This is a genomic window from Solwaraspora sp. WMMD1047 (assembly GCF_029626155.1).
Taxonomy (GTDB): Bacteria; Actinomycetota; Actinomycetes; order Mycobacteriales; family Micromonosporaceae; genus WMMD1047.
Genome location: NZ_JARUBL010000001.1, coordinates 4,995,672 through 5,020,561, shown reverse-complemented (window position 1 = coordinate 5,020,561; position 24,890 = coordinate 4,995,672). Strand labels below are relative to the sequence as shown.

The following is a 24,890-nucleotide window of genomic DNA, read 5'->3' as shown; positions in this document are numbered from 1 at the left end:
ATCCGTCTCCGGCGTCGCGCTCAATAGGCTCCTCTCGATCCGTCCAACCCCCGGACGGTCAGGGAGGAGCGGGAGAATGAAACTCCCCGACATGCGGTACGGACGCCGGGCCGCGCTCGGCATCTTCGCGGCCGTGGCGACCGGGGTGGTCGCCACCGCCGGTCCGGCCGTCGCCGCACCCACCGGCGACGTCCGGTACGCCGACAGCCCGACCGCCGTCGCCGGCAGCTACATCGTGGTGCTCAAGGACAGCGCCGTCGGCGCCCGCGCCGGCACCGCCCTCGCGGCGTCCGCGGTGCCGTCCCGGGCCAAGGCGCTGACCGCCCGGTACGGCGGCAGCGTGGCGCGGGTCTACGGCGCGGCCGTCAACGGCTTCGAGGCGAAGATGAGCGCGTCGGCCGCCCGCCGGCTGGCCGCCAGCCCGGACGTCGCCTACGTGGAGCAGGACCAGGTGATCTCGATCGCCGCCACCCAGACCAACCCGCCGTCGTGGGGGCTGGACCGGATCGACCAGCGGTCCCGGCCGTTGAACAACTCCTACACCTACCCGAACACGGCCAGCAACGTGCGGGCGTACATCATCGACACCGGCATCCGGCTCACCCACAACGACTTCGGCGGCCGGGCCAGCACCGGCTACGACGCGGTCACCTCGGGCGGCACCGCCAACGACTGCAACGGTCACGGCACGCACGTGGCCGGCACCGTCGGCGGCAGCGCGTACGGCGTGGCCAAGGGCGTCCGGCTGGTCGCCGTCCGGGTGCTCAACTGCTCGGGCAGCGGCACCACCGCCGGGGTCATCGCCGGCGTGAACTGGGTGACCTCGAACGCGGTCCGGCCGGCGGTGGCGAACATGAGCCTCGGCGGCGGCGCCAGCAGCACGCTCGACAACGCGGTGGCGAACTCGATCGCCTCGGGGATCAGCTACGCGGTGGCGGCCGGCAACTCCACCGCCAACGCCTGCAACTCGTCGCCGGCCCGGGTCGGCTCGGCGATCACGGTCGGCGCCACGACCAGCACCGACGCCCGCGCGTCGTACTCCAACTACGGGACCTGCCTGGACATCTTCGCGCCCGGCTCGGCGATCACGTCGGCCTGGTACAACAGCAACACCGCGACCCGCAGCATCAACGGTACGTCGATGGCGGCCCCGCACGTGGCCGGCGCCGCGGCCCTGGTGCTGTCGGCCAACCCGTCGTACACCCCGAGCCAGGTCCGCGACTACCTCTACAACAACGCGACCACGAACGTGGTCACCAGCCCCGGCTCCGGCTCGCCGAACCGGCTGCTCTTCGTCGTCAACTGATCGGGTACGACCACAGCTCCGCCCCGCGGGGGGAGCCGGCGCCCGCCGGCTCCCCCCGCGCCCGCCGGTGGCGCCGGGCTTGCCCGGCACGGCCGCGCGGCCTCCGCGACCCGATCCGTCAACAAGCGCTTCTCCGGCGACAGCACCGGACTCAGTCGAGCAGGGCGGCCAGCCAGCGGTCGGCGTGCGTCGCGGCGTACTCCGCGTCGGCCCGCCAGGACTCGCCGTGTCCCTCGCGCCACAGCCGCGCCCACGGCTCGACGCCGCGGGCGGATTCCCGGGCCAGCAGGTCGTGCATGGCGGCCGCCCGGCTGGCCAGCAGCCGCACCAGCCGGCGGCGCCCCGCCTCGTCCAGCCGGTACGCGTCGACAAGCACCCGCAGCCGGTCCGACGCGTCCGGGCGCCGCCAGTCGGGGTGGGCGGCGAGCGGAACGAACCCACGGGCCGCGTACGCCAGGTCCCACAGCCGGGTGCCCGGCGCGGCCATGTCCCAGTCGATCAGCACCCACCGGTCGCCGACCACCAGGTTCCACGGGGCCGGGTCGTGGTGTACGACGATCCCGCCGCCGTCGCGGACGGGGTCGCCGCCGTCCGGGATGAGCACCTGCCAGCGGGCGTCGGCCGGCGGGGTGAAGCCCTCGGCCGCGTCGTGCAGGTCGCGCAGCAGCCGGCCGACCCGGGCCAGCTGGTCGGCCGGCTCCAGCAGGTCGAACCGGTCCGGCCAGGGCACCACGCCCGGGGCGTAGGTGAGCACCTCCCGGCCGCGCTCGTCGATGCCGAGCGGCCGGGGGGCGGCGTCGAAGCCGACGGCGTGCAGGTGGTCGAGGTACGCGTGCACGGCGGGCGTCCACGGGCCGGCCGGTCGCCGGACGGTGTCCCCGACCCGGACCACCCCGGCGCTGACGTTCCCTCCGGTCAGCGGCATCTCGTCGGGCACGCCGGCAGTCTGTCAGCCGCGGCCGGCCCCGGCGAGCGCTTTCGCGTGTGGCATACCTGAAATGCCCCGATACGTCTATATGATTTCCGACAAATGCCCGGCTCTGTTTTCCGGAGCCTTCGATCCCAGGCGGGAGGGATTCGGCGATGCACAGCTTGCGCCGCTTCGACGACGGGCAGCCCGGTCACGTGATCCACCTCCGCGTCGGGGTGGGCAGCCTCGCCGCCGCCACCGACCTGGCCGCCCGGCTCACCGAGTCGCTGTCGTTCCTACCCGAACTCGACGCCGGCGAGGTGACGGTCTCGGCCGAGGACGCCCAGCACGAGCACCACCGCGTCTTCTGCGACCGTCTCCTGGCCGGCGGCGCCCGCTGCGCCAAACGCCTACCCCATCCGGCCCCCTGCGCCCCGAAGATCTACTGACTCTGCCGGGGACGACGGCGAGTCGTGTAGGGAAGGGCGAAGAGGTAGAGGCCGGAGAAGGTGAGCAGGGCGAGCGGGAGCAGCGGCAGGTAGAACACCCACTCGGCCGGCTCCTCCTGCCCCACCACCGCCACCGTCACGATCACGACGGTCACCACGAAGGTGATCGAGAGCCAACGGTGCAGTTGTCGGATCCACCTGTTCCAGTTCACCGGGAACTCCTCATCGACGGCGCTGACGATGGTCACGCTAACCGCGCCGCCGCGGCCGGTGCTTCTCGATTCCTGACCGGTATTCCGGTCCGGTCCGCGCCCCCGGCTTCCCGAACGCGCTAGTCGGCCGGGCCCACCGCGAGGATCCGGGAGAGGTTGAACATCCGCTCGTCCTGCCGCATCCGACACCAGGCGAAGATGGACGTGCCGGCGAGTTCGATGCTCTCGATGACCCGGTTGCTGACGTTGCCGGCCTGGTTGACATAGTCGATGCGGACCGGCCCGCCGCTGTCGATCGCGTGCGCCAGTATCCGGGCCGGACCGATGGTGAGCTGCGGCGCCTCGGCCTGCACCACGGGCAGCGACCGCGACCGCGGCCCGGCCGCCTGGTCCGGGCGGCCCAGCAGGGTACGGGCCAACTCCGCCGGCTCCGGCCGACCGGAGCCGCCCGCGCTCTTCGACCTGCCGGCCGGCCGGGCTCCCGCCCCGGTCGCGCCAGCCCCGCCGGCTCCCGCCCCGGCCGCGCCCGGCTTACCGGGTCCTGCCGCGCGAGGTTCAGCTGTGCCGGGTCGGGGTTTGGCGGACCGTGCTCGGCCGGTAGCTGTCCCGGCGGTTGCGGGACCGGGGGCGCGGCGGGGGGCGGCCCGTTCCAGGATCGGGGTGCCGTCGGGCGACTCGGCCAGCGGGGCGTAGCCGGCGGCCCGCAGCGCGCTGATCGTCTCGGCGAGCGGCCTTCCGCCGGCCAGCACGGTGGGCGCCAGCACCCGCAGCGCCAGGCCGCGCAGCCGCCGGTCGGCGGCGATCTCGGCGAGCAGCGCCGGATCGTCGGCGCGCAGGCAGCAGGCGACGTCCTGGCCGCGTACCGCGCCGTGCCGGCGGGCGACATCGTTGACCAGATAGGTCAGCGGCTGGGGCAGCACGCCGCCGGTGGCGACCGCGGCCAGCTCGGCGAGCAGTCCGTCGGGCCGGGTACCGGCGTCCAGTGCCCGGCGTACGCTGCCCGGGGTGAACCGCCAGGTGCTGGCGGTGCCCCGGGACTCCCGGTCGGCGGCGGAGTCCAGCACGTCGGTCAGCTCGGCCGACGGGGTACCGGCCACCACGGCGGTCAGATCGGCCTGGATCCGGACGGTCCGTTCGGTGCCGCCCAGGTCGGTGAGGGCGCGCGCCGGGTCGTCGCCGACGACCAGCGCCCGGCCGGCCGCGCTTAGCGCGCCCGCGCCGACCGCGCCCAACAGCGCGGCCTCGGCCCAGCAGGCCGTCACCAGCCGCGCCGCCTCCGGCTCGCCGAACAGGAACGGGTGGCGCCAGGCGACCAGGTCGGCGAGGCCCGCCGGGTCCGCCACGGCCAGCGGCTGGTCACCTGTCGACAGGTCGGCCGCGGCCCGCAGCAGGGCCGGCCGCAGCGCGGCCAACCCGGGCGAGCCGGCCTCGGGTGTCCAGCCGGCGCCGGCGTCGCCGGTCGGCACGGCCGGCATCGCCCACCAGGCGGTCAGCAGCACGCCGAGCCGGTCGGCGGGCTCGCCGCGCAGCCATTCGTCGTACCCCTGGGTTGGGGTCATCCCGTCGGGTCCGAAGGTGAGCAGCCCGGCGTGGTCGGCGACGGCCAGCCCGAGCCGGATCTCGGCTTCGGCGCCGCCGATCCGCTTGGCCAGCCGGCGGATCTCCCGGACCCCGAGCCCGCCCGCCTTGAGCGTCGGGAAAGGGCTCCGGCCGGCCTCGTCGGCGAGCGCCGAGACGACCCGCAGCGCCGCGGCGCCGGCGGCCGCCGCGTCCCGGGCCACCACGTCGGCCGCCACCGGCGCGGTCGACGGGCGGGGCGGTTCCGGGTCGAGCGGCGCGGTCCAGCCCGGCCCGCGCAGCGCGAGCGCGATCTCCGCCGGAAGGCGAAGGTGGTCGTCCCAGTCGCCGCCCGGCACCAGCAGTCCCCGCTCGTAGGCCCAGATCGCCGGGTCCGCTCGACGGTCCGGGCCGGACCGGTAGCCGAGGTGGATGAAGCGGAGGTGGCTCTCCTGCGCCACCGGCTCGCCGGTCAGCGCCGACTTCATCAGCAGTTCCCTGGTGGCCGGCGGCGCGGTCGCCACCACCCGGCGGATCAGCTCCGGATCGCGGTACGCGGCGATCAGCTGCGCGAGCAGGTCGGCCTTGCGGGTGGCCGGCTTGAGGTCGAGCAGTCGCAGGCACCGGCGGAGCCCGTCGGCGCTGTGGTAGCGCACCGCTTCGGCCACCGGTACGCCGAGACCGAGGGGCGCCTCCCACGCACCGGCCATCGCTTCGGTCAGGCGCGGCCGGTCCCGGTCGGTCAGCAGGGCGTACCCGTGCAGGGTCGCCAACGCCCGGTCCACCACCGCGGCCCGCTCCCGGCCCGCAGCGGCAACGCTGCCGGCGGGTGCGGCGCTGCCGGCGGGTTCGGCGCCGGCCGGGTCGGCGGGGGTGACGCCCAGCAGGCGGTCCAGGGTGGTGCGGTCGGCCTCGCCGCCGAGCGCGGCGAGCGCCTCGGCGACCTGCAGGGTGGGGCGGTCCAGCTGCCGCAGCGCGGCGATCAGGGAGCGTGGCTGGTTGAGGCGGTCGGCGAGCTCGGCCAGCGAAGCCGGCAGCGGCGCCGCGGTCGCGTCGGGTCGCCGTCGCAGCAGGGCGTCGAGCTCGGCCTCGCCGAGGGCGCGCAGCCAGGTCGCGTCGATCATGATCCGTTCCCGGTTCCGGAGGCGATGGCGACCGGAAGGTTACCCTTCCGGTCGCCATCGCCTCAGGTTGCACCGGGCGTGGCGCCCGATCAGTCGTCGTCGCGGTCGTCGTCGCGGTCGTCCTTGTCATCGTCGTCGGCCGGCTCGCGTTCGGCCTTGACGATCTCGCCGGTCTCGGCGTCCACGTCGACCTCGACCTCGGTGTCACCGTTGACGATCTCGACGCTCCAGACCTGGCGGCCGTGCTCGGTCTCCCGCTCGATCTCGTCGACCCGGCCGCCGCCCGCCTCGGCGAGCGCGATCTCGACAGCCCGGTCGTGCCCGATCCCGGCCGTGCCGGCCGGGGCGCTGGTCGGCGTACCCGTTGGGGTGCCGGTGGGGACGGCGGTCGGGGTGGCGGTCGGGACACCGGTGGGCGCGGAGGTCGCCGGGGTTGCCGGCGTCTCGGTGGCCTGACCGACGGCGGCGACCGGGGTCACCCGGGTTCCGCCGGTGACGAGCTCCGCGGCGCCGGCGCCGATCGCCGTGCCGACCACGGCGATCGCGACGACGGCGCCGCCGGTGGCCAGCATCAGGGTCCTGCGTGTCATGTCGTACTCCTCGGAGTTCGGTTGTTGATGACCCCGAGGTTCCCGCCGAGGGGGATAGCGGCGCGCTGCGTCAACGCTAAGCCCGGGTTAAGACTCGACTTGTAACCCTAGCGGGGGTATACAGGGGGTATGAATTCGAGTCCGGGGGTTGGGTGTGCCGAAGATCAACGTGTATCTGCCCGACGAGCTGGCCGAGGCGGTCCGGGAGGCCGGGGTGCCCGTCTCGGCCGTCTGCCAGCGGGCGCTGGAGCAGGCCGTACGGCGCATCACCGCGATCCGGGAGACCACCGTGGGTGAGCTCGACGAGACCGACCTGGTGGCCCGGCTGCCGCACTTCACCGACCGGGCCCGGACGGCGCTGCGGCTCGGCATCGACCAGGCCCGCGCCGCCGGATCGCCGGCGGTGGGCAGCGCGGCGCTGCTCGGCGGCCTGCTCGCCGAGGGCGGCAACCTGGCCCTGCACGTGCTGCGGGCGGTGGACATCGAGCCCGGCCAGGTGGCCGCGGAGCTGGTCAGAGGGCCAACGGGGGAGGGCGACGCCACCGACGGCGGGTTGCGGTTCAGCGCACCCGCGGCGGCCGCCCTGGAGCTGACCGTCACCGAGGCGACGGCGTTCGGGCACAACTACATCGGCTGCGAACACCTGCTGCTGGGCCTGATCTCCGAACCCGACGGGGTGGCCGGCCGGGTGCTGCGCGGCCTGGGCGCCGAGCCGCGGCTGACCCGCCGCGCGGTGGCGGCCGCCCTCGCCGGCTACGTCCACCTGCGCGCCCAGACGGCCGCCCGGCAGCCCGCGCCGCCACCGCCAGGCGACCCGACGGCGCCGCCGGCCGGGCCGGCCGCGGTCGCCGAGGCCGTCCGCCGCGAACTGCGGCCGCTGATCGGCCGGATCGAACGGTTGGAGGAACGGCTCGACGCGGCCGGGTCCGGGGCGGGCGGCTGAGATGCCGCCCCGGGTGCTGCTACTGGCGACGAAGGACACCATGGCGTACGCACGCCGCCCGCCCGGCGTCGCCACCGGCGCGGAGCTGCTCGCGGCGGTGCCCGCCGACCTGCTCGCCGCCGAGGTGACCGTCGAGGACGTGTCGAGCGAACCGAGCTGGGACATCACCCCGGCGACGATGTTCGCGCTGGCCCGCCGGGTCCGCGCCGCTCTCGCCGACGACGGGTACGACGGCGTGGTGCTCACCCACGGACTCGACACCCTGGAGGAGACGGCGTACCTGATCGACCTGGTCGTCGGGGAGGCCGCGGACCGCGGCCGGATCGTGCTGACCGGGGCCACCCGGTACCGCGACGAGCTCTCCGCCGACGGTCCGCGCAACCTGGCCTCGGCGCTGACCGCCGCCGCCGATCCGGCGCTGGCCGGGGCCGGCGTGTTGGTCTGCCTCGACGACGAACTGCACGCCGCCCGGCGGGTGTCCATGGTGGACGCCACGGGTATCGCGGCGGTCACCTCGGCCCCGTATCCGCCGGTCGGGCGGGTGGTCGGCGGCCGGGTCGAGTCGTTGGCCGCGCCGCCGCAGCGCCCGCCGCGGGCAGTTGGCGAACCGGAGTCGGACGTCGCCCTGATCAAGACCTACCCGGGCATCGACCCGGTGCTGCTGACCGCCGCCGTCGACGCGGGCGCCCGCGGGGTGGTGCTGGAGGGCACCGGGGCGGGCAATGTGCCGGCCAGCCTGCTGGTGACGATCAGCGACCTCACCGAGTGGGACATCCCGGTGGTGGTCGCCTCGCGCTGCCGGACCCGCCCCGTCGACCTGGCGGAGCAGTCGCTGGGTGGCGAGATCGCGGCCAAGGTGGGGGCGATCGGCGCCCGTGGCCTGGCGCCCGGCAAGGCCCGTTGCGCCCTGATGGTCGCCCTCGGCCACATCGGCGGGGTACGCGTCGCCCGCGACTGGTTCGCCCGGCTCTGACCGTGCACTCAGCTCTGACCGTGCACTCAGCTCTGTCCGTGCGCTCAGCTCTGTCCGTGCGCTCAGCTCTGTCCGTGCGCTCAGCTCAGCCACTCTCCGGCGATCCGGGTGCTCAGTCGGCCGCGCTGACGATCTCCCGGATCGCCTCGCGGGTGTCCTCGGCGGGCGCGTCGTCGACCCGGGTGATGGTCGGGTCCCCGGGGTCGTGGGCGACCGCGACGTAGCGGGCCGCCGGGAAGTTGGACCGGCCTTCGGCCATCGCGGTCACCGGGATCTCGCCGACGGCGATGAAGACGGCGCAGTCCTGGCTGGCCAGGGTGTTGACGTAGGTGAGCGCGTTGGCCGCGGTCTGCGGCCCGGCCACCGACAGGTACTGGATCTGGACCAGGTCGGCGGTCGAGGCCTCCTGCATGCCGGCCCAGACCGTCGCGGCCGGCTCACCGGTCAGCCCTCGGTCGTCGGTGAGCAGGCAGGCCGTGGCGTCGCGGTACCGCCGCTCCCGGACCGGCCCGTCATCCGACTCAGGCCACAGTAGCCAGACCGCCGCGGCGGCCAGCACGACGACGGCCGCGCCCGCTGCCAGCACGCGGTCCCGCCGCGAAAACCGCACCACAACCCCCGTAATGCCGTGGATCCGCCGCCGTCAGGATCGCGGCCACGGTCGGCCAGAGCATAGCGACCCGGACCGGGCCGCAGAAGCCCGTCGACCGGGCGTCCCAATACCGGTTCCAACAGCCGGGATAGCTGAAAGTAATCATCCGTGGTCAAGGCGCGTTCGCGCGTGGACTGTCGGAAAGGCTGTTGCCAGATTCGAACCCTGCGCCGCAAGCTTCCTCCACTTTGTAGCTGCACGGGGGAGGGCTGCGATGAGCGGTCGAGCGCGCATCAGCAGGTCACGGGACGGTCGGAGCCGACCGGACCGAACGGTGACGGGATCAGCCCGTCGCCTCGCCACGGTTCTGATCCTGGCGCTGGCGCTCGGGCTGGGCATCCCGCCCGGCGCGGTGCCGGCGGACCGGCACCCGACGTCGTTCTCCTGGCTGTGGAACTGGCTCTCCACCCGGCCGTCGTGGGCCTTCAACGACCCGCCGACCCCGGCCCAGGAGCGTGGCCGGGCTCCGGACCGCGGGCACTACGTCGAGGCCGCGAAGGCGCCGGCCGGCGGTACGGCCAAGCCGGCCAAGGGCGAACTGGACCGGTACGAGCCGCACCGGCCGACGTCCCGCTCGGTGAACACCGGCGAGGCCGACACCGGCTTCGACCCGACGACAAGTGAACGGATCGCTTCGGCCGCCAGCGAGAAGTCGGACGTCTACCAGAACCCGGACGGCTCCTACACCCGGCGGGTGCACCGCGACCCGGTCAACTACCGGGCCGCCGACGGCACCTTCAAGCCGATCGACAGCACCCTGCGGTTCGGCCGGGACGGCCGCCCCCGGGTGGCCGCCAACTCCTTCGACCTGAGCTTCGCCGGCCGCGCGACCACCGTCCCGCGCAAGTCGGCCCAGATCAGCGGCGACAGTGCCACGCCGGCCGGGGAGAGCGGCGACCTGGTACGGGTCACGCTCGGCGATGGCCGGGAACTGGCCTTCACCCTCTCCGGCGCCACCGTCGGCACTCCGGCGGTGGACGGCGAGATCACCCGGTACGCCAACGTGTTCCCGGACGTCGACCTGGAGCTGGGCGCGATGGCCTCCGGGGTCAAGGAGGTCCTGACCCTGCGGTCGGCGCAGGTGCCGACCGAGTACGTCTACCCACTGCGGCTGACCGGCCTGACCGCCCGGATCGGCGCGGGCGGGGCGGTCGAGTTCGTCGGCGACGACGGCAAGGTCGTCGTGGCGATGCCGGTCGGCTACCTCGAAGACGCCGCCGTCGACGCCACCGGCGCGGGCGCGATGTCACACGCGGTCCGCTACGAGATCATCGAGGCCGACGGGGCGCCCGCGCTGAAGGTGTCGATCGACGGGGCGTGGCTGCGCGACCCGGCCCGCAAGTTCCCAGTGGTGCTGGACCCGACCGCCACCATCGCGACCACGAACAGCGACACCTATGTCCAGTCCGGATCGAGCGAGCCGGACCGGTCCACCGAGACCAACGTCGCGGTCGGCACCTTCGACGGCGGGGGCGGCAAGGCCAAGTCGCTGATCCCGTTCCCCACCTTCGGCACCACCTTCGCCGGCAAGCGGCTCAGCGCCGCCGACCTGAACCTGTTCATGAGCTACCAGGGCGTCGGCACCGGTTGCGTGGCCCGCCGGTTCGACGTGCACCGGGTCACCTCGACCTGGTCCTACTCGACCGTCAAGTACGCCACCTTCCCGACCTACACCACCTCGATCGGCAACGCGTCCCCGTCGAACACCAACGCCTGCAACAACGTCTCGGCGGTCCGCAACGTGGGCACCTGGGTGTCGGTGGCGCTGAACGTGGCACAGGTCAACGAGTGGGTGACCGGCGCCAGCAACTTCGGGCTGGCGCTGACCGCGTCGGAGACCGACAGCATGGCCTGGAAGCGGTTCACCTCGGCGAACCCGAACCTCACCTGCAACCACGGCACCTACGGCGCGATCCAGTGCGACCCGTTCATCGACATCACCTACAGCGACAACGTGGCGCCGCAGGTGACCGCCCGCTACCCGGAGAACAACTACACCGTCAGCACGCTGACCCCGGAGCTGGCCGCCCAGGGCTCCGACCCGGACAACTGGCCGGCCAAGGGGCTGCGGTTCAACTTCCTGATCTACAACGACCAGGGCACCCAGATCACCACCTCCGGCTGGGTGCCCGGCGGCGTCTGGAAGGTGCCGCCGGGCGTGCTGGCCTGGGGCAAGACCTACCTGTACGCGGTCCAGGTCAACGACTACTCGTCCACCGGTCCGCCCGCCCCGGTCACGTACGCCTTCTCCACCCAGGTCCCGCAGCCGGCGGTGACCTCCTCGCTGGCGCAGAACGGCGGCAAGGGTTACGAGGCCAGCGTCGGCAACTACACCACCTCCGACAGTGACGCCGAGGTCGCCACGGCCGGGCCGGCGCTGTCGATCACCCGGGACTACAACAGCCTCGACACCCGCGCCGACAGCGCGTTCGGGCGGGGCTGGTCCTCGCTGCTGGACATGCGCGCCCGGGAGGACCGGGACGGCGCCGGGGTGCTGCAGACCGCCACCATCCGCTACCCGGACGGGCAGGAGGTGGCGTTCGGGCGCAACAACGACGGCACCTGGGTGCCGCCGTCCGGCCGGTTCTCGGTCTTCAAGGCGATCACCGGCGGCTACTCGCTCACCGACAAGGACGCCACCGGGTACGAGTTCACCCAGCCCGGCGGCACCGGCGTCTTCCGCCTCACGAAGATCACCGACGCGTCCGGCCGGGCGCTGACCCTGCGCTACGACACCAACGGTCGGGTCGACCAGCTCCGGTCGGTGGCATCGAACCGGACCCTGACCATCGCCTGGTCCACCCCGGCCGGCGCCGACCATCCGCACGTCGCGACCGTCACCACCGACCCGGTCACCGCGGGCGATCCGGGGTCCGCGCTGACCTGGAACTACGAGTACGACACCGACCTGCTGGACCGGGTCTGCCCGCCGGGCACCAGCACCGAGTGCGCCAGCTACGACTACACCCCCACCGCGCAGCACGCCAGCACGGTGCTGAACTCCGCGCCGTACTCGTTCTGGCGGCTCAACGAGCCGGCCGGCGCGACGGTAGCGCAGAGCGGGGTGCTCTCCAACGACGGCGGCGACGCCGGCATCCTGGAGAACGTCACCCTCGGCCAGCCTCCGGTCCACCCGGAGTCCACCTCCGCCTCCGCCACCTTCAACGGCACCAGCGCGAAGGTGCGGTTGCCGGCGAAGGCGATCGCGAACGCCGCGTACCAGTCGGTCAGCATGTGGTTCAAGACCAGCACCCCGACCGGGGTGCTGTTCAGCTACCAGAAGGACGCGGTCAACCCCGGCGCCACCACCACCGGCGGGTACGCCCCGGCGCTCTACGTCGACTCCCAGGGCAAGCTGCGGGGCCAGTTCTGGAACGGCAACGCGGCCAGCACGCTGGTCTCCCCGGGGACGGTCACCGACGACCAGTGGCACCACGTGGCGCTGTCCGGCAACGGCGGCAGCCAGCGGCTGTACCTCGACGGCGCCGAGGTCGGCGTGCTCAACGGCGCCATCACCCTGACCAGCCTCGGCTCCACGAACAGCTACATCGGAGCCGGCTTCCTCGGCGGCGCCTGGCCGGCCCAGCCGCACACCACCCCGACCGCCACCTTCTTCAACGGCTCGATCGCCGACGTCGCGTTCTACAACCACGCGATCTCCGGCACCACCGCCAGTTCCCTGCACGCCTCCGGGCGGTTCGCCACGCCGGTGATGTCGCAGGTCACCAGCAACGCCGGCCGGGTCCGCGCGCAGGTCCAGTACGACACGGTCAGCGGCCGGGTCAGCCAGGTCACCGACGAGAACGGCGGCTCCTGGCAGATCGCCGCCCCCACCACCTCCGGTTCCAGCCAGGTCTACGTCTCCACGGTGCTCGGTTCCCGGCCCCGCGACTACTACCGGCTCGGCGACATCGAAGGGCCGGCCGAAGCAGCCAACGAGGTGGTCGGCAACCGCGCCTACTACAACAACGTCACCTTCAACACCGCGCAGCCGAACACCACCAGCCCGTTCGCGGACACCTACGGCGCCGGCTTCAACGGCACCTCGTCGTTCGTCCGGATGCAGGGCTGGGGGGTGGTGCCGTTCGAGGGACCGCACTCCATCGAGATGTGGTTCAAGGTGCCGGCCAACCACGCGCAGAGCGGGGTGCTCTACAGCTACCAGGACTCGGCGGTCAACGGCGGCTCCCCGACCACCGGGGCGTACGTGCCGGCGCTCTACGTCGGTTCCGACGGCTACCTGCGCGGCGGCATGTGGACAGGTGCCCGCGGTTCGATCACCTCGACGGTGAAGGTGAACGACGGCAACTGGCACCACGTGGTGCTCTCCGCCACGTACCAGAACGGGCAGCGGCTCTACCTGGACAACAAGCTGGTCGGCACCCGGGCCGGCGCGTTGGTGCCGACCTTCTCCGAGCTGGGCTACATCGGAGCCGGCACCACCCTCAACTGGGCCGGCTCGTCGCGCAACGTCAGTTACTTCACCGGCAACATCGCCGAGTTCGCCTACTACAACGAGGCGCTGACCGAGGCGGCTGTCGACGCGCACTACAAGGCGTCCCGCAGTGCCCTGCCGCCGCCGGCCGGGGTCACCGGTCCGGTGCTCACCCCGGTCACCACCGCCACCGTGACCGACCCGACCGGCAAGCCGATCAAGCAGATGTTCGACCTGGCCAACGGCAACCGGCTGATCGCGCAGACCGACGCCCTGGGCAACACCACCTCGTACGGCTTCGACGTCGGCGGCTTCGTCTCGGTGGAGTACGACCCGCTGGGCCGCAAGACCGAGCTGGGCAAGGACGTCCGCGGCAACACCATCCGGTCCACCACCTGCCGGCACCACGGCGGCGAGGTGGGCGACGAGTGCCAGACGTCGTACTACCGCTACTGGCCGGACGCCACCACCGTCAACCTGACCCCGGACGCCCGTAACGACCAGCTGATCGAGATGGTCGACGCCCGGGGGACCAGCGAGACCGATCCGGCGTACCGGACGCGCCTCACGTACGACACCGCCGGCAACCGGACCAGCATGGTCACGCCGCCGGTGCCGGGCCACCCCAACGGGCGCACCACCACGATGACCTACACCACGGCCAGCACCCCGGCCGTGGGCGGCGGGGTCACCCCGCCGGGCCTGCCGATGACCACCACCTCGGCGCGCGGCTCCCTGCAGCGCACCGACTACAACGCCGCCGGCGACGCGGTCCGGGTCACCGATCCGGCCGGGCTGGTCACCGAGTTCGGCTACGACGGGCTGGGCCGGGTCGCCACCAAGAAGGTGATCTCGACGGCGTACCCGGCCGGGCAGGTCACCAGCTACGCCTACGACGCCGACGGCGAGGTGACCGAGACGGTCGAGCCGCCGGTGACGAACCGGATCACCGGGGCGGTGCACACCGCGCGGACCACCGACGTCTTCGACGCCGACGGCCTGGTGACCGAGCGGACCGTGGCCGACACCACCGGCGGAGACAGCGCCCGGACGGCGACCAGCGCCTACGACGCGTACGGCCGGATGATCAAGAGCGTGGACCCGGCCGGTGGGGTCACCCTGCTGGAGTACGACGTCTACGGCAACCAGACCAAGGCGGTCTCCTGCGACAGCGACCCCGACCCGGGTGACCCCTGCCCGACCGGTGACGTGCTGCGCGTGCTCGAGGACGAGTACGACGCCGAGGGTCACCTGCTGACCAGCCACCTGACCGGCGCCGACGGCACCCGCACCCGGCTGACCTTCAACGCCTACTACGCCGACGGCACCCTCGCGTCCGAGACGGACGCGATGAACTGGACCACCAGGTACCTCTACAACGCCGACGGCACGCTGCGGACCGTCACCCGGACCGACGGGGTGAAGACCCACATCGTCGAGGAGAACCTCTACGACCGGGCCGGCAACCTCTCCTCCCGGACCGAGAACAACGGCGCCACCAACACCCAGCACATCCACGACGCCGCGGGTCGGCTGCAGGCGTCCCGGGTGGTGGTGAACGACGTTCCCCGGACCACCCGTTACTCCTACGACGCGGACGACCGGGTGGTGGCGACCCGGGACACGGTCGGCGACAACGAGACCGTGCTGCGCACCGTTGAGAACACCTACGACCCGATGGGTCGGGTGACCTCGGAGAGCATCAGCAGCAACGCGGCCTCGCGGCCCGCCGGCTGGTGGAAGCTGGACGAGACCAGCGAGCCGGAGAACTTCTTCACCGCCCACGACTCGTCACCGTCCCAGCAGGACGCCTACGGCTACCTCGGAGCGTCCCTCGGCGGCGGGGTCGGCACCTTCTCCACCGGCACCCTCGAAACGGGCGGACCGGTGCTCAACACCACCCAGTCGTACTCGGTCTCGGCGTGGCTGCGGGTCAACAACCTGACCGCCTACCACACGGCGGTCGGCCAGGGCGGCAACAACCACGGCGCCTTCTTCCTCCAGTACAACCGGGGGGCGAACAAGTGGGCGTTCACCTCGCCGTCGTCGGACTCGACCTCCCCGTCGGCGTACCGGATGGCGACGGCGAACCTGGCCCCGGCCGTCAACACCTGGGTCCACCTGGTCGGTGTCTTCGACGCCAACACCAAGGTGATGTCGATCTACGCCAACAACGTGGCCGGCGTCTCGGCCACCAACGCCACGCCGTTCAACTCGACCACTCCGCTGAGCATCGGCGGCAACCGCTACGCCAACGGCGGCGGAGACACCTTCGTCGGCCAAATCGACAACGTTCAGGTCTACCAACGGGCCATCTCGGCAGCCGAGGTCTCCACCCTGTACGGCGGCGGCAACGGCCGGACCAGCAACGCCACACTGAGCGTCAACCAGTTGACGACCAACTACACCGTCGACGACCGGGGTCTGACCACCGCGATGGTGGACCCGAAGGGCAACCGCACCGACTACGAGTACGACGAGGCCGGCCAACTCGTCCAGCAGCTCGACCCGGCGGTCAGCACCGAGGTCTTCGGCGGCGGCGCCCCGCTGCCGATCCGGCCGGTCTCGAAGCTCGGCTACAACACCTTCGGCGAGGAGGTCGAGTCCCAGGACCCGCTCGGCAACATCACCCAGGTCCGGGTCGACGCGCTCGGCCGGCCGTGGCAGACGATCCAGCCCGACTACACCCCGCCGGGCGGCACCCCGATCGTCGGCGCCAACACCACCGTCACCTACGACAAGCTCGGCCAGGTCACCGCCACCACCGACCAGCGCGGCAAGACGACGACCTACGAGTACGACTCGTTCGGCAACGCCGTCAAGGTGATCGACCCGGCCGGCAAGTTCTCCACCGCCACCTACAGCCCGGTGGGTGACCTGCTGGAGACCGTCGACCCGACCGGCGCCAAGTCGACCGCCACCTACGACTACCTGGGCCGGCAGGTGACCACCAGCCAGGTGGTCCGGCAGCCGACCCCGCAGGTGAACACCACCCAGTACGACTACGGCACCGGCGTCTACGGCGACACGGCCCTGGCCGGCCCGTGGCTGCAGAAGGTGACCTCGCCGGACAACGTGGTCACCTCGATCACCAACAATGTGCTGGGCGAGCGGGTCGCCGTCCGCGACGGCGCGAACAACACCACGAACATCGAGTACGACGGCCTCGGCCGGGTGTCGCGGGTCGTCAACCCGGACCAGTCCCGGCGGCTGTTCAGCTACGACGGCGCCGGCCGGACCGTGCAGGTGGAGAACCGCGACCAAAACAACGCGGTGGTGACCACCGAGAAGGCCGCGTACGACGAGAACGGCAACCTGGTCGCCTCGACCGACGCCCGGCAGACCACCACCACCTTCGGCTACGACGCGTTGAACAACCTGACCAGCGAGGTCCAGCCGATCACGGCGACCACCGCGATCAGCACCTCGTTCGGGTACGACGCCGCCGGCAACCGGACCCGGTTCACCGACGGACGCAACAACGCGTTCTGGACCACGTACAACAGTTGGGGTCTGCCGGAGTCGCAGATCGAGCCGGCGACGGCGGCCCACCCGGACCTGGCCGACCGGACCTGGACGGCGGTCTACGACCGGGCGGCGCGGCCGGTCGCGCAGCTCGCGCCCGGTGGGGTGCGGATCGACAACGAGTACGACGACCGGCACCGGCTGATGGGCCAGACCGGCTCCGGCGCCGAGGCCACCACCACGGCGCGGACGTTCGACTACGACGACGCCGGCCGGCTCACCTCGTTCTCCGCCCCGAACGGCACCCACTCGATCACGTACGACGACCGGGGCCTGCCGCTGACGATCGACAGCCCCGGCAACCCGATGGCGTTCGGCTACACCCGGGACGGCCGGATGGCCTCGCGTACCGACGCGGCCGGCACCACCGGTTACACCTACGACGTGGCGGGCCGGCTGCGGACGGCGTCGAACCCGACCACGGGCATCGACCTGACCATCGGCTACAACGCCATGTCGCTGCCGTCGACGATCACGTACGGCACGAACAACAACGTCCGCACCCTGACCTACGACGCGTTGCAGCGGCTGCGCACGGACACCCTGCGTACCGCCAACGGCGCGACCACCCTCGGGTCGATCACCTACGGATATGACGAGAACAGCAACCTGACCTCGAAGGTGACCACCGGGTTCGCCGGGGCCTCGTCGAACACGTACGGCTACGACCTGGCCGACCGGTTGACCTCGTGGACCCGGGGCAGCACCGTCACCGCGTACGCCTACGACGGGTCGGGCAACCGGACTCAGGCGGGGTCGAAGACCTTCACCTACGACGCCCGCAACCGGCTGACCGGGCAGACCGGGGTGGGGACGTACGCCTACACCCCCCGTGGCACGCTGCGGCAGACGATTGTCGGCTCGGTCGGCTACGAGACGACGGCGGACGCCTTCGGCCAGGTGATCTCGCAGCAGGCGGCGGGCGGGAACAGCACGTACGAGTACGACGCGCTGGGGCGGGCCGTCCAGCCGGAGTTCCGGTACACCGGCCTGGGTAACACCCTGGCGCAGGACGCCACCGCGACCTACACCCGTGGTCCGGGTGGCGAGCTGCTCGGTCAGGGCGCCGGCTCCGGCGCCGGTTCGGTCTACGCCTGGACCGACCTGCACCTGGACGTGGTCGGGCAGTTCACCGCGACCGGTACCGCGTTGGCCGGTTCGACCAGCTACGACCCGCTCGGCACGGCGTTGGCCAGCTCCGGGATGGTCGGCAGCCTCGGTTACCAGTCGGAGTGGACCGACACCGAAACCGGCCGGGTGAACATGCACGCCCGCTGGTACAACCCGGACACCGGCCAGTTCGACACCCGCGACACCGCGTCGAACAGCCCGGTGCCGGACTCGGTGGCGGCCAACCGCTTCCAGTATGGCGACGCGAACCCGATGACCACCATCGACCCGACCGGGCACTGGGGCATCAAGAGCTTCCTCAAGAAGACCGTGCGGGTCGTGACCAACCCGGTCGCGACGTACAAGGCGGTGGCCAGTAAGGCGACGTCGGCGTTCAAGTACGTCTCGTCGGGGCGGGCCTGGAAGGACGTCAAGTCCACGGCGAAGAAGACCTGGACCAAGGCCAAGAAGGCCGCCAAGGTGGTCAAGGATTCCACCGTCCGGTGGGCCAAGAAGAAGGTCAACACCGTCAAGGACGCCTACAAGTCGGCGAAGAAGTGTGTCTCGGGCGGGGTCGGCAAGTGCGTCAAGGAGACAGCCAAGAAGGCCGTCAAGAAAGTCGCCACCACCGTCAAGTCGACGGTGGAGGCGATCAAGAAGGACCCGTGGAAGTTCGTCGCGACGGCGGCCGTGGGGCTCGCGGCTGCGGTGGCGGTCGGGGCGCTCTGCGCCACTGGCGTGGGTTGTCTGATCGTCGCGGGTGCGGTCGCCGGAGCGATGTCGGCCGGCGCCGGCTACATGGTCGACGTCAGCCGCGGTGACGAGGAGTTCTCGTGGAGCGGTCTGGCCGGGACGATGATCGAGGGCGGCCTGGACGGGGCGCTGTCGGCCGGGCTGAGCCGGCTCGGCGGCGGCCGACTGCCCAGCATCGGCGGTGGCCGGGGCACCCCGGGTGGCCGGAGCCCGGCGGCGGCCTCGGCCGGCCCGTCGGCCCGGTCGTCGTACACCGGCGGTAGCCCCGGTGGTGGTACGTCGGCGGCCCGGCCCGGCTCGTCGGGTGGCGGCGGATCGTCGACGCCGGCCCGGCCGCCGAAGGCGGAGGAGAGCCGGACGTCCGGTCCGGGATGTCCGCGACACAGTTTCGATCCGGCAACGCCGGTGCTGCTTGCGGACGGCAGCGCCCGCCCGATCGGTGATCTCACCGTCGGCGACGAGGTGGTGGCGACCGACCCGGAGACGGGGGAGACCAGCGCCGAGCCGGTGACCCGGTTGCACGTCAACATCGACCGGGAGCTGACGAACGTCACGGTCCGGGAGGCGGGTTCGGATCGGACGGTGACGCTGGAGACGACGGCGCATCATCCGTTCTGGGATGCCACCGAGCGCCAGTGGGTGGATGCCGGAAAGTTGCAGGTGGGGCACCGCCTGCTGGTCCACGACGACAAGCGCCTGGAGGGCGACGGCACCGGCGCCGGGGTTGGCGGCGGCGGACCTGGACCCGAGGTTACGGTCGTCGCGGTCGACAACTTCACCGGCTCCGAGGTCATGCGCGACCTCACCGTCGCCACCCACCACACGTACTATGTGATCGCCGGCGACGCCCCGGTACTCGTACACAACTGCGTGGTGAAGTGGAGGAACGCGGACGACAGCCGTTTCCCGAACCGTCAGGTCGACACGAGCGATCAAGACCCATTCCCCAATTCCGCAGCGGTGCGGAGCAGTAATGACAGCGGGGCAGGGAGCCTGAAGGACGGTGATCATCATTTTGTGATCATGCCGACTGGTGAGGTGAGATCGGCTCTGAACGCAGACATTGAGGATGCGTTTGACAATAACATCTGGCCCGGTCACACGAGCCTGGCTGGGCGTGACGCGAACGGGGATCCCAATGCGGTTATCATGGCGGGAAGATTTACCGTCCAGAATGGAAGAATTTCAAGGTACGATAACTGGTCGGGTCACTATCAGCCACAGCAGTATGGCAATCGGGCGCTACAAGATATTGCGAAACGTGCCTTCACTGACGCGGGATACGCGGGCCGGCGAATGCGATTCACCCAATACTGAGTAGATTGATCAACTGATTGCGGTTTGCGGCTAGCGCATCCGTCGGCAGGGCAGTGGCGTCCGGGCGGAACCGTTGGCAGAGCTGCGTTCGGAAGGCGGTGACATGCCGGGTCCTTGGCGTATGGTCTGGTCGACCGGGTACGACCTGCCGCGTCTGGGTCGTCTCTTGCCTACGGGATCAGTGGTCGCAGTGGCTTCGGGTCGAGATGTCGGACACTTGATCGCGGTTCTCACCAGCCGGGACTCAGAGGCCGGGTGGGGCGATCGGCTGCAGGTCTGGGATGTGGCATCGGGTTCGGTTGTGGTGGCCTCGGTGGAGGCTGCGCAATGCTTGACGGTGGGCGACTCGGCGGACGGCCCGGTTGTGGTGACGGGCCATGCGGATGGAGCGGTGCGGGTGTGGACGGCGTCCGACCTGACGCTTTGCCATGAGTGGTATGTGGGTAAGCGTGGAATCGACGAAATAGGCTTGGGCGAAGCGGTCGTAGTGACGCTGGACGGCGAGGGCGCAGTGGCGCGATGTTCACTGCAGTCCGGCGAGTCGTTGGACGCGCTCGATGTGACGGCTGTGCGTGTTCTTTGCGTAGGCGAGCTGGCCAGCGGGCGGTCGGTGATCGCCACCGGCGGGCGTGGCCTGTCGTTGTGGGACGCGATCAATGGGAAGCGGCTGCCGCTTCCGATTCCCGCGCAGGAGAGCCTGGGCAAGATTGCGGCGTTGCTGCTGTGCACCATTGCGGGGCGTGACGCGCTGACGGTCGTGACGGGTGCGCGCGAGATCGTGACGTTCGACGTGCTCACCGGCGCGCAGGTGGGCGGGCGGATCGATGCACATGTCGATGACTTCACCGAGCAGCGGGGACGGGTCTGGGGTGGTCGGCGTGGCCGGCCGAAGTTGGCGGTGGTGGGCGGAATGCTCGCTGTGCCGACGAGGTGGCGGGTCCACGTCTGGGACCTGTCGAACACCACACCGGCGCGGCCACCCTTGCCGGGTCCGGTCCGGAGGCCGGTACTGGCGACTGTGCGGTGGCAGGGCCGCGCCTGGCTGGTGACCGGTTCGGCGGAGGACGGCGTCGTTGGTCTGTGGGACATCAACCAGCCCGTACGCCCGTTGCTGCCTGGCCACGATGAGGAGGTTGCGCTTATCGGCCTGGCGGAGCCTGGCGTGGTCGTGTCGGTCGATGGGGGCGGAACGATCGCCGCGCGTCGGACCGGTGATGGTTCGCTGGTTGCGGAGCCGACGGAGAGTCGTGTCCCGGGTGCGGTGGCGTTGGCGGCCTGGGTGGCTGGTGAGTCAGTGCGGGTCGCGGTCGGGGCAGGTTCGCCCGGGTCGTCGCATCCCTGGCTGCGGAGATGGGACCTCATCGCACGGGCAGAGATTTCGCCGCCGATCAAGGTGCGCGTGCCGCAGTTGCGCCATGTGTCCCTAGCCACCGTGCTGGGAGAACGAGTCTTGGTGATCATTGACCGAGATCTGCTTCAGGTGCGACGGACCGTCGATGGCACGCTCCTTCACGAGGTTCGTAAGCACCGCGGGACATTCCGGCTGATCACTGGGTCGTGGGAAGGGAGGCCGATCGCGGTCGTCTCCGCGCTCGATCGGGTGCCCGAGATCTTCCAGTTGGAGGACTTGGCCGTACCGCCGTCGCCGATCGAAGGTCTGCGCGGCTGCTTCGCCGCTGCCGTAGCGGGCCAGCGGCTGCTTGCGGGAAGCCTTGCGGAGCGGCAATCCGGTTGGCGCACAGTGTGGGCTTGCGACTTGTCAGGTGAGCCGATCGGCCCCGACCTCCACGGGGCGCCGATCACTTCGGTCGCGGTCGCCGGCTGGCCAGCGGTATATGTGGCCAGATCAGATTGCACCGTTTCCTTGACCGACTTCGAGTCCGGTCGCGACTTCTGCCCGGCCCTGCACCTTCCGGCAGCGGCAAGAAGCATAGCCGTGGATAGCAACGGGGATTTGCTGGTGGGGGTGGGCGCCGACGTGGCCCGCTTCGCGCCCCCGGCTCAACTACCGAGCGGTTAACCGAGGGTGATGTTGGCTACGGAGCGTTTGAGAACGGTCGGAGCGCAGCGAGCAGGGGGGTGCCCGGTGGTATGACGCAGGCGATCAAACGTACGCTGTCGATGCGGCCTGAGGTCGACCGGATGCTCACCGCGCACGTCGCGCACACGCCCGGGGCCACGATGTCCGGCACCGTCAACGCCGCTCTGGCTGAGTACCTGGAGGCTGCGGCGCTGGAGGCGTATCGGCAATGGGACGCCGAGGCCGACGAGAGTGAGCGAGCGGCCTTGGACGAGTTTTCCGCCCACCGTGACGAGTCCTGGGCTGCTGGGTGAGGCGGGGCAGCATTCTGCAGTACACGGTGGGTAGCCACCAGCTGCGGGTCGTCGTGGTCACGGCGGATCGATACAACCCGAACCACGGTCTCGTGGCCCCGCTCCGCGAACGAGCGCACCCGACCTCGTGCCTGCGTTCCTCGTGCCACTGAGTCGACAGGACTGGCCGACCGCCGCTGTCATTGATCTCTCCCGGGTGCGGTCCCTCGATCCGGCATCGGTCGCCGGACCGGCCGGCCAGCTCACCCACACGACACTCCAAACCTTGATGGCCGCTGTCCGCAGCTACCTCGACGCTACGGAGCGGGTTTCGTAGTAGACCCGAAACGGCTGTCCAAAGGAGACTCATCAGGTTGATGAGCGACGCTGGGCTACCGTGCTCGCGTGGCCAAGGTTGTGGACCTGTCGAGTCCGGCGTCGCGCCGGGAAGCGCTCCGGATGGTGGACGTCGAGCACCCGCGTTCCCACCACGCGATGCTGCGGGAGATCTTCGACCTCGAACGGTCCTGGCGCGAAGGTCCGGACAGCGGCGAGAGCGACGAGTACGAGCAGATCTACGTGGCAGCCTTCCTGCTGTTCCTGATCGGTGATCCCGCGGACTCGTGCCGCCTGTATGCCGCGAAGTTCCACACCGGCGACATGGACCTGGGCGTCGGCTTCGACGCCCAGGCCATCTTCGGTGCCGGCCGCCACGAAACGCTGCGGTGGCTCTCAGAGCACGGGTACGCCGACGAGCACGCGCATCTTGCCGAATGGTTGTCACACGCGGAGGACCCGACGATCGAAGACTGGGCTCGGCAGACGCGTGACTACTTCTACTCGCCGGACGGAAAGCTGCTTCTCGAAGGGCTCTGACCTGGGTTAGCGCTTGAGGCCCTGCACGAAGGAGTGCCAGGCGGTCGGGCCGAAGGTCAGGGTGGGGCCGGTCTGGTCCTTGGAGTCGCGGACGCACACCCGCCCTGGGAGGTTGTCGGCCACCTCGACGCAGTTGCCGGTGCCGTTGCTGCGGGTGGACTTCCGCCAGCTCGGCTCAGAGGTTGCGGTCATTGATCATCCTCAGCATCGCGTCTCGCGTCTGGACGACGGGCAGCGCCAGTGCGTCGATCTCTGACCATGTTAGCTCCAGCTGTCCCAGGTCGCTATGGCCCGTGACAGGCTGGCCGGTCAACTGGTTGTCCAGCAGGCCCGCTCGGCGGCCGTCCGTCAGGTAGGCGATGACGAGGGGACCGCTGAGTCCGGCGTGGATCATTTCGTCTTCGGCCGGGATGAGACGGATCTTGACATGCGGCAGATGGCCAACATCGACGAGGTGGCCCACCTGCTTCTTGAGCGTCTCTTTCGGCCCTCGGTGCAGTGCCATCTCGCCGATTATGGCGGACATAGCGACAGGATTGTCGTCCCGGTGGATCGTGTCCGCCTGACGCTGAAGGCGGTTGGCGACCAGGTCGTCGACGCGGCCGGCGTTGCGTGGCGTCGCAGCGAAGACCTCGCGCATATACGCCTCGCACTGCAGCAAGCCCGGCACCACCATCGGTTCCCATGTCCGCAGGAGCAGTGCGCGGCGTTCCTGTTCGACCCAGGACCGAAGCCACGGCTGGCGATCTTCCCGTCCCTCCTTGGCCAGCTTGCGGATCTCGGTGCCCGTACCGAAGAACTCGTCGAGATCGGCGGCGGTGTCGTCCTGCGGAATCAGCTTCCCCGACTCGAATTGTTGGATCAAGGACTTCGACACCTTGAGCGCCGCCGCGAGCTTGTCCTGGGTCAGCTTCCGGCCGGCCCGCAGGCTCCGGAGTCGGGCCGGCAGATCCTGATAGTCATTCATGATTATCCCCGCCTGTCGCTTGGTCGTCCTGACACCTGGTTCGTCCATGCGCGCTATCCATCTTCTGCTATTCCGCCACCACAGTCCAGGGTGGAGGACAACCAGAAATCACCGACCCCCGGTGTCCGTGCGAGCCCCGAATTCGCCCCCGCACGGACACCGGGCCGCAGATCCGGTGTCCGGGGTGTTGCGAAACAACAATGCGCACCCCGGGCGCCGGCCCGGCCGACTCTCTCGACACGGACGGAGACCCAGATGCCGCAGGAGGACGGGGACCCGAAGATCACCCGCTTCACGATTCCGCCATTTCCCACCGGGACACTCTCCGGCGGATTCGGACCACCAATACTGCGACAGCGGAAGACGCCGGTGCCCCGCCGCGTGAGCTATGACGAGTACCTGCGGATCGTCGCGACGACCTTCGCCTGGCGGCATCGCCCGACCTGGTCCTGGCGGAGCTGGCGGTTCGTGTGCCGGTGCGGCTCGGATCTGCCGTGCCGGGTCAGGCACCGGGTGCCGGTCAATCGCGGCCACTGGCCCCGGGAGGGGCGATGAGCAGCCACGAGCCGGTGACCCCGGCCTGGGACTGCGCCGGCTGCGGGATGCCCTGGCCGTGCGGCACTCGCCGCCAGGAGTTGCGGGCCGAGTACGAGCGCGCCCCGGTGTCACTGTCGCTCTACCTCACCTCGCACCTGGTCCGAGCGATGAGCGACCTGCCCAACACCCACGCTGGAGTGCTGCACCGCCGCTTCGTGGGCTGGCTGGACCAGCACGGCACGCCGCAACGGGAGCCCCGGTTCCGCCGACGTTCAATCTAGGACCGGGAGGGAGGTGTGTATGAGCGAGCGCCTCGTGGGTAGCGAATTGGTGTACCGCCC

The 24,890-nt window shown here is 71.0% G+C and carries 16 protein-coding genes; 9 read left to right on the top strand and 7 right to left on the bottom strand.

From position 1 onward, the window contains the following. The first annotated feature begins 76 nt into the window (after positions 1–76). Positions 77–1,306, top strand: a complete 1,230-nt coding sequence (locus O7627_RS22700; protein ID WP_278095517.1) for a S8 family peptidase — start codon at positions 77–79, stop codon at positions 1,304–1,306. 151 nt (positions 1,307–1,457) lie between these two features. On the opposite strand, the gene O7627_RS22695 is transcribed toward O7627_RS22700, so the two are convergent. Continuing rightward, on the bottom strand, positions 1,458–2,243 hold the full coding sequence (locus O7627_RS22695; RefSeq protein WP_278095516.1) for a phosphotransferase: 786 nt from the start codon (positions 2,241–2,243) through the stop codon (positions 1,458–1,460). Positions 2,244–2,389: 146 nt separating this feature from the next. On the opposite strand from O7627_RS22695, the gene O7627_RS22690 reads away from it, so the two are divergent. Further along, complete coding sequence (locus tag O7627_RS22690; protein WP_278095515.1) at positions 2,390–2,665, top strand: hypothetical protein; 276 nt, start codon at positions 2,390–2,392, stop codon at positions 2,663–2,665. Here the strand turns inward: O7627_RS22690 and O7627_RS22685 are convergent. The 3 genes from O7627_RS22685 to O7627_RS22675 form a co-directional block, all read right to left on the bottom strand. Further along, on the bottom strand, positions 2,659–2,913 hold the full coding sequence (locus O7627_RS22685; protein WP_278095514.1) for a hypothetical protein: 255 nt from the start codon (positions 2,911–2,913) through the stop codon (positions 2,659–2,661). The genes O7627_RS22690 and O7627_RS22685 overlap by 7 nt on opposite strands. Positions 2,914–2,996: 83 nt before the next feature. Then, entirely contained in the window at positions 2,997–5,558 is a 2,562-nt protein-coding gene (locus tag O7627_RS22680) for a helicase-associated domain-containing protein (RefSeq protein WP_278095513.1), read from the bottom strand. Between the two features lie 89 nt (positions 5,559–5,647). Then, entirely contained in the window at positions 5,648–6,148 is a 501-nt protein-coding gene (locus tag O7627_RS22675; protein WP_278095512.1) for a PepSY domain-containing protein, read from the bottom strand. A 154-nt stretch (positions 6,149–6,302) separates the two neighbouring features. Between O7627_RS22675 and O7627_RS22670 the strand changes: the two genes are divergently transcribed. Then, on the top strand, positions 6,303–7,091 hold the full coding sequence (locus tag O7627_RS22670; protein ID WP_278095511.1) for a Clp protease N-terminal domain-containing protein: 789 nt from the start codon (positions 6,303–6,305) through the stop codon (positions 7,089–7,091). A gap of 1 nt (position 7,092) precedes the next feature. Beyond that, positions 7,093–8,064 (top strand): asparaginase, encoded by a 972-nt coding sequence (locus O7627_RS22665; protein WP_278095510.1) that lies wholly within the window; start codon positions 7,093–7,095, stop codon positions 8,062–8,064. A gap of 112 nt (positions 8,065–8,176) precedes the next feature. On the opposite strand, the gene O7627_RS22660 is transcribed toward O7627_RS22665, so the two are convergent. Further along, positions 8,177–8,674 (bottom strand): hypothetical protein, encoded by a 498-nt coding sequence (locus O7627_RS22660; RefSeq protein WP_278095509.1) that lies wholly within the window; start codon positions 8,672–8,674, stop codon positions 8,177–8,179. 316 nt (positions 8,675–8,990) lie between these two features. On the opposite strand from O7627_RS22660, the gene O7627_RS22655 reads away from it, so the two are divergent. The 4 genes from O7627_RS22655 to O7627_RS22640 all read left to right on the top strand — a co-directional run bounded on the left by O7627_RS22655 (position 8,991) and on the right by O7627_RS22640 (position 23,045). Continuing rightward, the gene (locus O7627_RS22655) at positions 8,991–19,856 is read left to right on the top strand and encodes a LamG-like jellyroll fold domain-containing protein (RefSeq protein ID WP_278095508.1); all 10,866 of its coding nucleotides are present in this window, start codon (positions 8,991–8,993) and stop codon (positions 19,854–19,856) included. Between the two features lie 217 nt (positions 19,857–20,073). Further along, complete coding sequence (locus tag O7627_RS22650) at positions 20,074–21,876, top strand: WD40 repeat domain-containing protein (protein WP_278095507.1); 1,803 nt, start codon at positions 20,074–20,076, stop codon at positions 21,874–21,876. Between the two features lie 71 nt (positions 21,877–21,947). Beyond that, on the top strand, positions 21,948–22,190 hold the full coding sequence (locus O7627_RS22645; RefSeq protein ID WP_278095506.1) for a hypothetical protein: 243 nt from the start codon (positions 21,948–21,950) through the stop codon (positions 22,188–22,190). A 384-nt stretch (positions 22,191–22,574) separates the two neighbouring features. Beyond that, positions 22,575–23,045: a hypothetical protein gene (locus O7627_RS22640; RefSeq protein WP_278095505.1), complete on the top strand. Its 471-nt coding sequence runs from the start codon at positions 22,575–22,577 to the stop codon at positions 23,043–23,045. A 6-nt stretch (positions 23,046–23,051) separates the two neighbouring features. On the opposite strand, the gene O7627_RS22635 is transcribed toward O7627_RS22640, so the two are convergent. Together O7627_RS22635 and O7627_RS22630 are read right to left on the bottom strand one after the other, a co-directional pair. Next, positions 23,052–23,237, bottom strand: a complete 186-nt coding sequence (locus O7627_RS22635) for a DUF397 domain-containing protein (RefSeq protein ID WP_278095504.1) — start codon at positions 23,235–23,237, stop codon at positions 23,052–23,054. Beyond that, the gene (locus O7627_RS22630; RefSeq protein WP_278095503.1) at positions 23,221–24,012 is read right to left on the bottom strand and encodes a helix-turn-helix transcriptional regulator; all 792 of its coding nucleotides are present in this window, start codon (positions 24,010–24,012) and stop codon (positions 23,221–23,223) included. Before O7627_RS22630 ends, O7627_RS22635 begins: the two co-directional genes overlap by 17 nt. A 551-nt stretch (positions 24,013–24,563) precedes the next feature. Between O7627_RS22630 and O7627_RS22625 the strand changes: the two genes are divergently transcribed. Next, positions 24,564–24,830: a flavin reductase gene (locus O7627_RS22625; protein ID WP_278095502.1), complete on the top strand. Its 267-nt coding sequence runs from the start codon at positions 24,564–24,566 to the stop codon at positions 24,828–24,830. Positions 24,831–24,890: the final 60 nt, after the last annotated feature.

What these genes read in the sequence shown, in the direction of transcription:
- O7627_RS22700 (WP_278095517.1), top strand. Translation starts at nt 77, where the DNA reads ATGAAACTCCCCGACATGCGGTACGGACGCCGGGCCGCGCTCGGCATC.
- O7627_RS22690 (WP_278095515.1), top strand. Translation starts at nt 2,390, where the DNA reads ATGCACAGCTTGCGCCGCTTCGACGACGGGCAGCCCGGTCACGTGATC.
- O7627_RS22680 (WP_278095513.1), bottom strand. Translation starts at nt 5,558, where the DNA reads ATGATCGACGCGACCTGGCTGCGCGCCCTCGGCGAGGCCGAGCTCGAC.
- O7627_RS22675 (WP_278095512.1), bottom strand. Translation starts at nt 6,148, where the DNA reads ATGACACGCAGGACCCTGATGCTGGCCACCGGCGGCGCCGTCGTCGCG.
- O7627_RS22665 (WP_278095510.1), top strand. Translation starts at nt 7,093, where the DNA reads ATGCCGCCCCGGGTGCTGCTACTGGCGACGAAGGACACCATGGCGTAC.
- O7627_RS22645 (WP_278095506.1), top strand. Translation starts at nt 21,948, where the DNA reads ATGACGCAGGCGATCAAACGTACGCTGTCGATGCGGCCTGAGGTCGAC.
- O7627_RS22635 (WP_278095504.1), bottom strand. Translation starts at nt 23,237, where the DNA reads ATGACCGCAACCTCTGAGCCGAGCTGGCGGAAGTCCACCCGCAGCAAC.
- O7627_RS22630 (WP_278095503.1), bottom strand. Translation starts at nt 24,012, where the DNA reads ATGAATGACTATCAGGATCTGCCGGCCCGACTCCGGAGCCTGCGGGCC.
- O7627_RS22625 (WP_278095502.1), top strand. Translation starts at nt 24,564, where the DNA reads ATGAGCAGCCACGAGCCGGTGACCCCGGCCTGGGACTGCGCCGGCTGC.